Annotated in this window: 9 protein-coding genes and 3 pseudogenes; 9 read left to right on the top strand and 3 right to left on the bottom strand. The window is 60.0% G+C overall.

The genetic code is table 11. The features are described from left to right. Positions 1-66: 66 nt before the first annotated feature. Positions 67-390 carry a hypothetical protein gene (locus tag IVB41_RS16130; protein ID WP_247432626.1) on the top strand — a complete coding sequence of 108 codons (324 nt, stop codon included), beginning with the start codon at positions 67-69 and terminating at the stop codon, positions 388-390. A gap of 177 nt (positions 391-567) precedes the next feature. Then, positions 568-1,125, top strand: a pseudogene (locus IVB41_RS16125) (uridine phosphorylase); the annotation flags it as partial. 92 nt (positions 1,126-1,217) lie between these two features. On the opposite strand, the pseudogene IVB41_RS16120 reads toward IVB41_RS16125, so the two are convergent. Next, a pseudogene (locus IVB41_RS16120) lies at positions 1,218-1,481 on the bottom strand (Ku protein); the annotation flags it as partial. Between the two features lie 187 nt (positions 1,482-1,668). On the opposite strand from IVB41_RS16120, the gene IVB41_RS16115 reads away from it, so the two are divergent. The 6 genes and pseudogenes from IVB41_RS16115 to IVB41_RS16090 all read left to right on the top strand — a co-directional run bounded on the left by IVB41_RS16115 (position 1,669) and on the right by IVB41_RS16090 (position 7,944). After that, a complete protein-coding gene (locus IVB41_RS16115) occupies positions 1,669-2,598 on the top strand; it encodes a 3'-5' exonuclease (RefSeq protein ID WP_256464234.1) in 930 nt (309 codons plus the stop codon). 249 nt (positions 2,599-2,847) lie between these two features. Beyond that, the gene (locus IVB41_RS16110; protein WP_247432623.1) at positions 2,848-4,311 is read left to right on the top strand and encodes a HEPN domain-containing protein; all 1,464 of its coding nucleotides are present in this window, start codon (positions 2,848-2,850) and stop codon (positions 4,309-4,311) included. 104 nt (positions 4,312-4,415) lie between these two features. After that, positions 4,416-5,144 (top strand): hypothetical protein, encoded by a 729-nt coding sequence (locus IVB41_RS16105; RefSeq protein ID WP_247432620.1) that lies wholly within the window; start codon positions 4,416-4,418, stop codon positions 5,142-5,144. 245 nt (positions 5,145-5,389) lie between these two features. Further along, positions 5,390-5,557: pseudogene (locus IVB41_RS16100) on the top strand (Ku protein); the annotation flags it as partial. 225 nt (positions 5,558-5,782) lie between these two features. Continuing rightward, the gene (locus IVB41_RS16095; RefSeq protein WP_247432617.1) at positions 5,783-7,039 is read left to right on the top strand and encodes a clostripain-related cysteine peptidase; all 1,257 of its coding nucleotides are present in this window, start codon (positions 5,783-5,785) and stop codon (positions 7,037-7,039) included. 23 nt (positions 7,040-7,062) lie between these two features. Then, complete coding sequence (locus tag IVB41_RS16090) at positions 7,063-7,944, top strand: hypothetical protein (protein ID WP_247432613.1); 882 nt, start codon at positions 7,063-7,065, stop codon at positions 7,942-7,944. A gap of 9 nt (positions 7,945-7,953) precedes the next feature. Here IVB41_RS16090 and IVB41_RS16085 read toward each other — a convergent pair whose 3' ends face one another. After that, positions 7,954-9,825 (bottom strand): matrixin family metalloprotease, encoded by a 1,872-nt coding sequence (locus tag IVB41_RS16085; protein ID WP_247432610.1) that lies wholly within the window; start codon positions 9,823-9,825, stop codon positions 7,954-7,956. A 244-nt stretch (positions 9,826-10,069) separates the two neighbouring features. Next, positions 10,070-10,306, bottom strand: coding sequence for a hypothetical protein (locus IVB41_RS16080; protein ID WP_247432607.1), 237 nt, complete (start codon positions 10,304-10,306; stop codon positions 10,070-10,072). A 286-nt stretch (positions 10,307-10,592) separates the two neighbouring features. Here IVB41_RS16080 and IVB41_RS16075 point away from each other — a divergent pair, with 286 nt between their 5' ends. Then, on the top strand, positions 10,593-12,515 hold the full coding sequence (locus tag IVB41_RS16075) for a di-heme-cytochrome C peroxidase (protein WP_247432604.1): 1,923 nt from the start codon (positions 10,593-10,595) through the stop codon (positions 12,513-12,515). Positions 12,516-12,707: the final 192 nt, after the last annotated feature.

Raw genomic sequence — 12,707 nt, 5'->3', positions numbered from 1 at the left:
GACGTCGTAGTTTTTCGGCCACGCGGGGCCGGCGCGACTTGGACCTCAGAATCGGACGACGGAAACATGAGCAAGTCGGGGCATTACAGCGGCGGTAGTACCCTGATTGGACCGCGCAACCGGTCCTGGTTCGGCAAAAAGACCCCGTCCTGGACGAAGAAGAACGCCAACGATCTGCGGACGGAGGAGAAGCTTCGCAAACGGAAGGCTGCGGCCAAGAAGAAGCCCAAGCCGGCCCCGCCGTCGCCCAAGCTTCCCGGCATCAAGCCCGAGAAGGTTCGCGTCGACCGAAGCGTCGTCGAGGTCCGCCAAGATGCCGTGCGCGGGAAGGGTGGCAGGGGGCAGATCGCCGTCGAGTATGGCACAGTCCGCGGTCGCCCCAAGCGTTGAGACTTCGCGCCGGCGCACGCGGTGCGCAGCATCGCAGCCGACGGGGCCTCGTCCGCGCGGCCACGGAGCGGCCACGAAGCGCTGCCTACGGGACGGGTCGGAAGCCTTGAAACGCCTCGAACGGGACTCGGCGCCCGCGAAAATGTGTCGTGATTGCAATGGAGTTCTTCGTTGCGGCTTGCCGGACGGGAGGTCGGCATCGTCGGACGGGCCGTGGGGGCCTCCTTCGCCGTTCTGGTCGCCGAGGAGCTGTTTGCCAGCGGCTGTCGCCTCCTGGTCAGCTTGACGTCGGCTGGGCAGATCGTCCACGCCGGTGAACCGCCGTACTTCATCGTCATCGAGCGGGCGCTGCGCGACGAAGGAACGAGCTACCATTACGCTCCGCCTTCGGAGTACGCCAGCGCGTGTCCTCACGTGCTGGAAGTAGCGAAAGAGGCAATCAAACACGGCGCACCGCGAACTATAGTGGGCGCAAGTTGGACCACGGATGCCCCGTTCCGGGATACCAGCCAGGCCATTCAAGCAGCCGCGGACCGGGGAATACTTGCGGTCGAGATGGAAGCGGCCGCGCTGTACGCCTTCGCCGCCGCCACCGGAAGCAAGGTTCTCTGCGTCGCTCACGTGACGAACACGATGGCTCAAACGGGCGCGAACTTCGAGAAGGGTGAAGACGACGGCGCGGTGGACGCGTTGGCGATACTGGGCCCAATAGTAGCTGCTTTGGCCGAAGAATAGAGGGGTTCGTCTCCTCAATCGGCTATGCTGGGCGGGTTGCACAAAACCCCCTTCCTCACCTCACCCAGCAGGCTCCAGCAAACGCAACTAAATTCCAGGGCTACGTTCTCGAGTTCTTCCTTCGTGACTTCGATGAAGGTGTCGGTGTCGACCTTATAGCCTTTGACGATGTCCTCGTTGGGCACCTCGTCGCCGGTGTCGGCGTCGACCTTGAGGTACTTGATGCGATGGCCGGTCTGCCGGTTCAGTTGGTTGAACGAGATCTTCTCGCTCTCTGAGGTGGCCGGACAGAGCGCGACCGGACAGGTGACGAGCGAGAGGCGAAGGAAACCCTTCCAGTTGGCGCGGGGGGCCATGAACGCGGAACTCCAAATAGGGTACTTGGACTCAAGACGAACGAGGCCGAGCGGTTCCGACATGCGCCGAGCCGGTCAACAGGAAAATCGGCCAGCCGCCCGCAGCGCGCCCGAGCACGTCCGAAAACGTCGTGAATCGCTTGTTTTCCAGGTACCTCGTGGAGCTTTTGGCCGGTATTGTACACCCATGGACGCGCTGACCCAGCCCCTCAGAGACGGGCAAACTCTGGACCCGGCGGACCTGGCCGCAATGGCCGACGCGTTGGCTCAGTCGACCGATTACAGGGTCCTTCGACGCCTGATCCGACGGTCTCCCTACACGCCGGCCGCCGGGCAGGAGGTCCGGACGGGCATTCTTCTCGACACCGAGACCACCGGGCTCGATTGCGCCAAGGACGAGATCATTGAGCTTGGAATGGTCAAGTTCGACTACACGGCGGACGGCCGGATCGTCGGCGTCAGAGACTCGTTCTCCGCCTTCAACGAGCCGAGTGCGCCGATTTCCGTGGAGGTGAGGGCACTTACGGGCATCACTGATGAGATGGTGGCCGGCCATAGATTCGACGATGCGGCCATCTCAGCCTTTGCGGAAAGCGCACCTATCACAATCGCGCATAACAGCGGTTTCGACAGAAAATTCGCTGAACGCTACTGGCCCGTGTTCGAGCACAAGGCCTGGGGCTGCAGCATGAGCGAGATCGACTGGCGCAAACACGGCTTCGCGGGTGCGCAACTCGGCTACTTGCTGAACGGAGCGGGCTTCTTCCACCAGGCGCACCGCGCCGTCGATGACTGCCACGCGCTACTGGAGATCCTAGACTTCGTGCTGCCGACGACCGGCGCGCCGGCGCTCGCACTGCTCTTGGAGACCGCCCGTAAGCCGACCGTGCGTGTATGGGCAGAGCAGTCGCCGTTCGAACTCAAGGATTCGTTGAAGCGCCGAGGCTATCGATGGTCCGACGGGACCGATGGCCGGCCCAAGTCCTGGTTCATAGACGTCGACGAGACCGCTCTCGCCGACGAGATCGCATTCCTGCGGACCCAGATCTACATGCAGGACGTCGAGCCCGGCGTGCAAAGGCTAACCGCATTCACGCGGTTCTCGAACCGTGTATGAACCGCCGGAGAAGAAATCTCTGAATATGGACGCCGCCTGTTGCCGAAAGCAGGAAACGAGCTAGGACTGAGCTTGCGTCCAACCAGCGGCTCGGCAACCATTCGCCTTCCATTCGATGTCAAGCACCGCAGCCGGACGCCGACTGTGCACGGATCTTTGCATCGCCGCTTGCGCACTAAGCGAGGCAGCTTGATTTTTGCTACCTTTCCGCGCTTTACATGGTGCTTTCAACCATGTGGATTTTAGTGCATGTCAGAACCACGCCTTCTTGATTTGATCGTACGCCCGTCGAAAGTTCTAGCTCAAGCTGAGAGGTATTTGATCTCGAAGCATAACTTACTGAAGCAGTTTGATAACGTTGAAGACCTTGCTACCGATGAAGACAAGCTCGATGATAGTGACAGAGCAGGCATCTTCCACAATCTGGTCACGGTGCGCGCGGCCCTCGCGAGAACCTTGTGGAAGGCGGGCATTTTCATCGGTGTTTCGGTCCTAGACGACTTCGTGCTCGTTGCCGCGCAGACGGGCCAGCCCGACATCAGCGGCCGAGTAATTCAAGAGCTGCGACGCGCTGGGGCCGAGCGTCCCGGTTTCGTGCTTTATCCCCTGGTGGAATTCGGAATGGAAATTCCTCCGCTCCTGCGGAAATCCCAACACCTCAGGTCGATGGCCGTTTTTCCGGATGCCAACTTCGCGATAACCGCCCAAAGCAACAGCAGCGATCAGGCATATGGTCGTGTGGTGAAGATGGCCAGAGCGCTCGGCATAAGCTCGAAAATTGACCGCTCAGACATTGAACATCATGCTCGCGCCGGGAACATGAAATGGTTGACGCGGAATCCACTCATGCTAGTGCGCCTTTCCTCGCACACAGGCGACTACTACGAGAACCAGTTCGTCTACACTCTGAAGATACGGATCGCTGCGGCTCAGGTGGTGATGCTGTACGCGTTAAGTGTCGATGCCGGGTTCGACGTCAAAAAGATCCATTCCTCGGCCGACGTCAACAACTGGGAGACTCTGGATATTCGGCATTATCTGATCGGTGAAGCGACAACCGCGAAGGGACCGCTCAACCTTCGTCGAGTCCCGATGAACGTCGCCGCGCTGGACTTGACCAGACTTTCGGACTTGGCGGTAACGCTCAGCACGCGCATGTTGGCGCGGTCAAAAGCTAAGAAATGGCAGCGACAAATCACTTCAATGCTTGACACCGTCGAGCAGGGCTACCTCCAATACGTAAACTTGTCATCGAATGAGAGGGTTCACGTCCGGGTCTATCGTCGACTTCTTACGTCGCTTGACTGGTACAGGCAATCCTTCGGATCCAGAATGAAGGAAGCAGAAGCGATTGTCGGCCTGGCTGTCGCATTCGAAACACTTCTCACGGATTACTATGCACCTGGAACCGCCGCACGAATCGAGCGGCGCGTTGGGATTTGCCTCGCCGAACACTCAAACGTTGAAGGATATAAATCGAGTGTTCTCGCGGTTTATCATGCCCGTAGCGAGATCGTGCATACAGGCAATGTTCAGCGAGACATGCAAATTCATCGCGCACAAGCGGCGTTCGCCTTATGCTTTTGCGAGGTAGCGTCGCGGCTAGACCGCCTCAGTCGAAGAATGGCGGACCCGATTCGCGAATTGCTCGGGGACAGCTTGAGCCAAGAAGAACGAGACGCTAGAACCGCCAACATGGCGGCAGGAACGTAGCAGGACCACAAAGCCAGCCTTTTCGGTACGGGTCACCTTGGCCCGGCGTCGCGCAGGGCTGCTAATGTTGAAGACCGGACCCACCAGCAGCGGGGGAGCGCAGTATGGACGCCGACCGACAGTATGCCGTGGCCTCACTGATTTTCGACTACGTGAAAAGCCCTTCATTGCGGCACCTGCGCGATCCTCATAGCGTGCACAAACTTGCGCAGGACATCGTGAACGCGGTCGATCGGGCTGCCTCGGTCTGGGGCAAGTGGGAGGCCGAACGGGAGGAGGTGGCGAAGGCCGCTGCTCCATGCTGGATCCCGACCGAAGACCTACTCGTCTCACTCAATAATCTGCCGGGTCCGCAGTTGACCAAGACGGACGTGGAGCAGCGTCTGCGCGCTATCTGGGAGGAGCCCTACGCGAGCTATCCCAACGAAGACCTTAGGGTTGGTTGCCTGGCACTGTATCTCGCAGAAAAGGCGCAAGGCACTGAGATGCGTGCAATCATCGGAATGCTTCAGGAGCATCTGGAGCGGGAGGACGAGAGGCTCCGGCGAGAGCAGGAGGAGAGGTATCGCAAGCTGAAAGAAGAGGAGCGGGCAAAGCTCGAACAGCGTTTCCTCTCCGGAGCCGATTGTGGTTGGACCCCGATCCGTGGCTCCTCCGCCTTCTATTGCCGTCGCAATGGCGGGACTTTCCGCATCGTGCAGGGCAAGGATAAGCGCTGGACGCTTTTTCGCATCGAAACGATCGAGGACGAAGGCGACTTGCTGGGCCTCTACCAAGGACGAGGCGACGCGAACAAGGCATTGCAAACGATTGCCTACGCCACCTGGGTCTGATCAACCTCGGCAGAGGGGCGACGCCGCACGTGGGCAGTCGGCGGGTTGTCGAAGGCGGCGAACCGGGACATCCAATGGTCTTGGTAGGGCCCCGCGAGGAGCATGCCCGGATCCGGAGCCACCGAGAATGATGGGCCATGTTCGGTTGGCGAGCGTCTCCGAATGCGGCGCGCGAGGTCAGCTCCGGTCCATCTCGATGGGACGCCGAACAGCATAAAACCTGCAGGACCGTGTCGGAAACGGGCATGCCCGATCGTCTTGAATCCAGGTCCTCGGTCCCTGGAGTTTGCGTATGGCCCCCCCGCGCCAATCGGAAAGGCTTCCTGCGTCTGTCGCTCGTCACCTGTCCGGTGGTGCTTTGCCCGGCGACCTCTGAATCCGAGAAGATCTCGTTCAACCAGCTGAACCGACAGGGAGCCGGTCTCCAAGCTGGACCGTCATAAAACCGAATCCCGAATCGGTCGAGCAGAGGCTGTTGCTTACAACGTTAAGTTGGTCTTGAATGTAGCATTGCCAGTTTCAGCCATTCAAAGAGCAGAACCATGATCCGATGCACGATTTTTCTGATCGCGACGATACTGGGAGCGAGCGCGCTTCTCGCAGCGCCTGCAGGCGCCAAGACCGCGGAGTGGACGGTCATGGTGTTCATGAACGCGAAAAACAATCTCGAACCCGATGCCATCGAGAACTTCAATGAGATCGCGAGCCGCGGAAGCTCGTCCGACGTCAATGTGGTGGTCGAGATGGGCAGGCCGGCCACCCATTTCACCGAAGCGGCCGAGAAGTGGTCGGGCGTCATGAGATTCCTCGTGAAGAAGAATCAGGAGCCGGTTCCTTCGCAAGCCGTCATGGACCTTCGGGGAAAGCCCGAATTGTCCGATTTGGGCTCGCCCGCCGCGCTTCAGGATTTCGTCGACTGGGCAGTTCAGACCTATCCCGCGAAGCGGTACATGCTCGTCGTCTGGAACCATGGACAGGGTTGGCGCTTCCAGCTGGCGAACGACGTCGGCGTGCGTGCGGCTTCCGCGTCGAGGAATCAGACCACTCAAAAGATATCTGCCGTCGATCTGCAGAAGGCGGCGGAAAACACGGCGCCGCTGGGCGGATTCCGGGCGGTCTCCTTCGATCAGGATACGGGCAACTTCCTTTACAACAGCGACATTCAGGCCGTGACGGAAGCGCTTTCCTCGCGGCTCAAGAAGCCGATCGACGTGATCGGCTTCGATGCCTGCCTGATGTCGATGCTGGAGACGGCATACGCATTCAGGAATTCATCGACCATGCTCGTCGGGAGCGAGGAGTTGGAGCCTGGCGCGGGTTGGGACTACGACTACTTCTTAAAAAGACTGCTCGCCAAACCGTCCATGACGGCGCTGGAGCTCTCCCGGACCATCGTGGATGGCTACCGGGCCCGCTACGGCGACTCCCACTCAACCACGTTGTCCATCCTCGACACGCCCAAGGCGACCGACGCGGCTTCGGCGGTATCGAAGTTCGCCGATGTCCTGATCGCCAAATACGATGCGGAAAAGTCCAACATTGCCCAAGCGAGATCGGGGATGAAGACGTACGGGGCCAGCGCCGGCATGAAGACGTCGGTCGATTTGATCGGCTTCGCGCAGCGGTATGCGTCGACGACGAAGGATGGCGAAGCCAAAGCGGCCGCCGAAGCGGTGTCGGCGAAAGCGTCCGGGATCGTTCTCTACAACTACGCCTCGGCGCGAAGCAAGAAGGACACGATCTCCAACGGCATCGCGATATATTTTCCGGCTTCCGATCAGGATTTCAAGTCGGATCCCTACCACGAGGGCTATATCAAGACGAACACGTCCCACGTCGTGGATTTCGTGTCGAAGGAACGCTGGGCGGACTTCTTGGAGCGTAATCTTCGGTGATGGGACCGGGCGCCGCGAGGTCTATGGCGGTCGAGATCGCATGTCTTCTGGTCGTCGCTTACCTATCGACGACCGCGTTCTCTCTCGCTGCCCAGCGGCAACCGATCGAATTCAGGGGAAATCTGGATTCCTTCGCTCAACTCGTGGTCGCACGTTGGGCGCGCCCGCAGGGCTCTCGGTTCGTCCTGGCTCTCGGTTCCGGCCAAGATGTGCGCGGTCCGATCTTCGTGAACCTCGCCAATTCGCGGATCGGAGCCGCCATATACCGGGACAACTGCGTCGCCACGCCGTTCGACAACGTGATCGACTGCGATCTGAAGCTCGTCGACGATCTCATCGACGACTTCAAGCTGATGGAGATATTCGGCAGCGGCGGCAAGCGGCGAGACGTCTACAGGAAGTACATCTTCTTATGGATACTGACCCATGAGTTGGGTCACGTCGCCCTCAAGCACGGAATGAGCGACTTCGGCGAGGGTACGAGCGGCCTGCACGTATTCGATGTCAAGCAGCAGAAGAAGGAACTTGAGGCGGATGCCGCGGCGATCGGCTTCGTGGGCAATCTCGAACAGGCACCGATACCCGCCTACCAGACGATACTCGACGTCACGAATGCTCTTCTTCGCAAATCGATTTGTCCGGACACCTTTCCGAAGCTCTGTCCCAGAATTCCCTTGGGCGGAGTAGGATTGAACTACGACTACACTACCGATGGGCCCATACGCATCCCGTTGTCGGGTACCCACCCCGCGTTCGTCGCCAGATTTCTGCGGATACTCTATCTGTCGGGCGTCGGCACGTCCGCCAACTCCATCAACTACCTCGCGAAGCAGGCCATCGATCGGCTGTCCGTCGAAACGGACAGGGACGAGTGGACGACGCTGAAGAGTGCGCTCCAACACTGACGAGCCGATTCAATCGTCCATGTCCGACAGCCGGAAAGCCCGGTGCTTTTCCGGTTTCGCTTCCGTCTGCGGAGCGTGGGCTACGAGGGCTTGCAGGTCGCCGACATCGTCGTTCGTGATGCAGCGCGAGGTCTGCATCGTGCTTGCCATGATCGAGCTCGCCGAGTTCGAATGTCCGAGACCGATCCAATGTCCGACCTCGTGAAGCATTATCTGCATCAAGTCGACGGCGCGTGGTCCTGAGCCGACGCATCTGAAGGTGTCGGTGCCGAGACAGAAACGGTAATCCCGGCCGTTCAATTCGACGAGGGTCGCCTCTTCCTCGCATGCGATGATGTTCGTGCCCCGTCCGCAGGCGGTTGGTCTGTCGGTGGGCATCAAGAGGGTTATCTCCGTCAGATGTCCGGAGTCCGGCGTCGTCGTATTCATGCATTTCAGAGCGCCCTTGATCCGCAACAAATCCGGCGTCTCGCGTCCGGAATCGGACGCGCAGACCGATAGCCGCTTTTCTTCGGTTATAGGGCCTTCGCCGAAGAGCTCGACGCCCCCGACCGCGGTCGCAACGCGCGCGAGCGTGCGATTTCCCCGCATATGGTCGGGGAAGAAGCCGTTCGTTTGACCTAGCAGTAGTATGGGATTGGCGACGTCGGATCTCAGCCAGTATTGACTTCCGATCCGGATTACGGACATCGCGTCGTAATTGCAGTCGCGGCAGTTCGCGAGCCAAATACCGATAGCCGTCCGCAAGGTCCGCAGAAGGAAGGCCGAGTCTTCTCGGCTCAAGTTCGTCGGTAGGTCGATCGCGAGGCCGGTGGCGATCGCGAAGGCGATGGCAGGTGATGATTTCTGTTGGGAAGGCGAGGAGGCGGCGCCGGGAGTCCAGGCGCGGCACTGATAGCAGTCGCTGGCGATCTTCCAGGCGAATGTCGTCGAGCCTGTCGAGCCGGGGCCCGGAAGTGGCTCCGAGCCGACCTCCCTGAAGGCCGTGGCGGAGATCGAGCTGAACGCTTGCTTGCCGGCCTCGCCGAGAGGTTCGATCTCGATGCGCCAAAGCGGGTGCATGACCCGATCCCAATCCGCTTGGCCGGTGATGTACTCGCGCGCTACGGTCGTCGACAGTTCGACGATCGATTCGCAGACCCCGCGAAAAGCCTGGCCGCTCGGCTCTTTGGCATACATGCGCACGCGCGCCTTGACCGGATGGTCGGCTTTCAGTTTGACGTATAGGTAGCGTCCTGCCGTAGCGAACCAGAGCCAAGGCGTGTCGGATCGGATGTTCTCGTTGCTGGTCGTTCGCGCAGGTTCGAGAGTGCTGCCCTCCCGGATGGAAGTCGTGCTCGCGCCGCAGGCGCGGGAAGGCTCGCTCCCTTCGCCCGAGAACGGCTTGTTGGACGGCAATGGCGTTAGTGCCGTCAATCGCTGGCCGCCGGGCAAGACCGGTGCCTGCATGATGACGTTGATGACGTAGGGAGATTCGCCGGTAGGGCCGCCGCCAGCGCTGTCGAAAACCTTCAATCGCCAAATCGAGACTTCGCCGACTCCGGCGGGGTTGCGTACCTGTACGGGCTTCGTGGTGTCGATCCATCCAGTGCTGCATCGGTCCTGGAATTCGCCGGCCTCGTTCGTCTTTCTGTCGATTTCCAAGCGAACCTGGCCTTTGAAGGTCGCCAAAGTCCGGTCCAGCGTGACGTATAGCGGGCCCGGACTCTGAACCTGAACCTCTTGCGGAAGGTCGGGACGCGCCAACTTGGCGACGAACTCGAGCGACGAGCTCTTGGGTTTGGCACCCCCGGCCTCGCACGGCGCTTCTCCGGTCACCGGAGCCGCTCTGGCGGGCGCCTCCACCACTACCGCTAGAACGGCGACGACCGACAACGACATCGATTGCGATCGGAAGCTTCGCAGCAACATCGCCGCCCCAAGAATGCCCCGGCCCCATGGCCTCGTCGTCGGATGGTAGTCCATATTCTCGCACGGCGAAACCAGGTTGCAGGAAATCACGTATGCTACTTGATCGCTCGTCCCGGTTGTGGAACGGTCGAATGAGGGGGGCGCATGAAATTGGCGGGCAGAGGTATCTCCGCTGCGTTCGGCTGCTGTTTACGCACCTCATCGACCTTGTCGTTCAGTGTCTTGCAAGCGCGCTTTGTATCGAAGGCCGAAGCTTTCCTTCGTACTCCGCCGTCATGTTCATTGCCGCCTGCAACTTTTCGTCCAAGGTGACGAGCAGGGCATCGAATTCCTGCGCTGAAGGGGCAGTGCGGGCCGCTGCGGGCTCGAATGCTGCGATGGCGCGCGCCGGTTCGATCTGATGCAACAAATACCGTTCGACGTTCTTGGCATTCCAAAGCCGCTGTCGCATTTCCCGTCGCGTGCCGCCTCCGAACAGACGTAGTAACGTCCGCCCTTCGGCGGTTTGCCCCTTTCAGGAACAGCATCCGCTCTTCGCATGCGCACCAAGCCAGGCCGCGGATCAGATTGGCGACTTCCGTGCTTGAACAGCGCAGGTCCACCGGTGAGCTCGGTAGCGTCGAGCCTACGTGGCTTTCCACCGCTCGTTTCCGAAAAGTGCAGGGAATAGCTTTCCATGGACTTGTCGGTGGACTATCGTAGTTGCATTGTGCCTTCGCTGCAATTGGATTTGCCAAATGCGATATTGGAGCAGCCGAACAAGGATCGGTGAACTTTTTTCGGCCCTAGTGATCGTGCTCATTTGGGCATCGCCGGGCATCGGCCAGGAGCAGGGCTGGACCTCGGCACAGCAGAAATGGTGGTACACTGTCTCTCAGGGGTCGCGCCTGCTGCCGGCGACTTGGTTTCTCGCGCTCGAACTGCCCGACAGCCGAATGAAGGTGCTCGATGCGCAGAACATCGATGCCCTGAAGTACTTGCCAAACGACAGGTCGACGCTCAATCCTGACGGTCTCCCGGTCGGGTTCGTCCGCGATGCTGGCGACGACAATAATGCGCAGTTGATGTGCAGCACTTTCCCGACGCTTTGTGCGAACGGGGTGATGCGCCAGGATTGGATCGGATTGAATTGTTCGGCCTGTCATACGAACGAGATTTCGTACCGCACGAGACAAGCTCAGGTCAGAAGGATACGGATCGACGGCGGCGCGACGCTGGCCGATTTCCAGACGCTACTGGAACAGATACTTTCGGGCCTTAAGCAGACGCTGTCGGATCCGGAAAAGTTCGACCGGTTTGCCGGCCGTGTGTTGGTTCGGGGGGGCGACGAACCGGCACGGACGAAGCTGAAGGCGGAGCTGGGCGAAGTCGTTGCCTGGGAGCAGGCTTTGGCAGATACCAATTTCGCGCCGCTCCGGTACGGATACGGGCGCCTCGACGCTCAGGGACATATCCTCAACAAGATATCCCTTCTCGTCGGGGCGCCTTCGCAGCTCAAGGATTTCCCGGCCGACGCGCCGGCAAGCTACCCGCACATCTGGAACGCTCCGCAGCATTCGAAAGTTCAATGGAACGGCATCGCGCCGAACAATCACAACATCAACCTGTCCGGCAAGGACATTAATCTGGGCGCACTGGGAAGGAATACCGGCGAAGTCCTGGGAGTGTTCGCGCATCTGGACATCGAACGAACCTCCGTGCTCGGAGGCTTCCAATCGAGCCTGCGGTTGCCGAACATGATCCGGATCGAGCGGCAGCTCTCCACTCTCCGGTCACCGAAGTGGCCGGCCGACCTGCCGATCGACAGGCGTGTTGCGGATGCCGGAAAGGATCTTTTCGACCGCAAGTGCAAAAGTTGCCATTTGCCCATTCTGGGCGCTGAGGACACCAGGACGAAGTTTGCTCCCAAGATGGTATCGATCGCCGAGGCTGAAACTGACGTCTGGCTTGCCTGCAACACGTTTCTGCACCGCGCAAAGTCCGGCAGGCTTGAAGGTACCAGTCAGTTGTTCGGACACAGCTTCGCTGACGTCGACAGCACGAAAGACATGCTCATCCGCCTCTCGGGCGGTGCCATAATTTGGGACTTCGGGCAGATCGTCAGACAGGCTTACGACGATATCTTCACGCCAGATGCCGCAGCTACGCGGCCAGATCGATTTCCTGCATCGACGGGAGCGGTTGAGATACTGCCCGGTATTCCAGCCGGCCTGAAGAAGTCGCGGGCCGAGCAATGCTTGCGGGCCGCGAGCCGGTCGACGTTTGAAGCCGCGGGTCTCGCCTACAAGGGGCGGCCGCTGAACGGAATATGGGCAACCGCGCCGTATTTGCACAACGGATCCGTTCCGACCCTCTACGATCTTCTGTTGCCCGCGAAAGTCAGGAATACGAGGCTATCGACGGACGCGATCGACCAGGAACCGAGTCCTCGGCGTCCGGACAGGTTTTGCGTAGGGAGCCGGGAATTCGACCCAAAGAAGGTCGGGTTCCAAAGCGCCCCTGATGGCGACGGCAAATGTCCCGCAGGGACGTTCGAGTTCAATGTGCAAGGCCCGGACGGCGTGCCGATTCTGGGCAATTACAATTCCGGACACAATTATGGGACCGACTTGAGTGGTGAAAGTCGGTGGGCGCTTGTCGAATATTTGAAGGGTCTCTGATCGGCTATCGGATCGTAAACGTCGTTATAGGAGGGATTCATGAAGCAGCATCTACGTTTCCTGTCACTCGCGCTCGTTGGTCTTTCGCTCGCGGTGGCGTCGCAGGCGCGTTCCTCAAATGCACCTAGTGTTTCCAAATCACCGAAATTGGTCGAATGCTCCCCAGCGCTCCGGGACGTGGCTACCTGTTTC

This window comes from Bradyrhizobium sp. 44, assembly GCF_023073095.1.
Lineage (GTDB): Bacteria > Pseudomonadota > Alphaproteobacteria > Rhizobiales > Xanthobacteraceae > Bradyrhizobium.
The sequence above is the reverse complement of the archived record's forward strand: the minus strand, read 5'-3'. Positions and strand labels throughout refer to the sequence as shown.

Coding starts and splice junctions, on each gene's coding strand:
- IVB41_RS16075 (WP_247432604.1), top strand. CDS start 10,593: ATGCGATATTGGAGCAGCCGAACAAGGATCGGTGAACTTTTTTCGGCC.
- IVB41_RS16085 (WP_247432610.1), bottom strand. CDS start 9,825: ATGTCGTTGTCGGTCGTCGCCGTTCTAGCGGTAGTGGTGGAGGCGCCC.
- IVB41_RS16110 (WP_247432623.1), top strand. CDS start 2,848: ATGTCAGAACCACGCCTTCTTGATTTGATCGTACGCCCGTCGAAAGTT.
- IVB41_RS16090 (WP_247432613.1), top strand. CDS start 7,063: ATGGCGGTCGAGATCGCATGTCTTCTGGTCGTCGCTTACCTATCGACG.
- IVB41_RS16130 (WP_247432626.1), top strand. CDS start 67: ATGAGCAAGTCGGGGCATTACAGCGGCGGTAGTACCCTGATTGGACCG.
- IVB41_RS16095 (WP_247432617.1), top strand. CDS start 5,783: ATGGTGTTCATGAACGCGAAAAACAATCTCGAACCCGATGCCATCGAG.
- IVB41_RS16105 (WP_247432620.1), top strand. CDS start 4,416: ATGGACGCCGACCGACAGTATGCCGTGGCCTCACTGATTTTCGACTAC.
- IVB41_RS16080 (WP_247432607.1), bottom strand. CDS start 10,306: ATGCGACAGCGGCTTTGGAATGCCAAGAACGTCGAACGGTATTTGTTG.
- IVB41_RS16115 (WP_256464234.1), top strand. CDS start 1,669: ATGGACGCGCTGACCCAGCCCCTCAGAGACGGGCAAACTCTGGACCCG.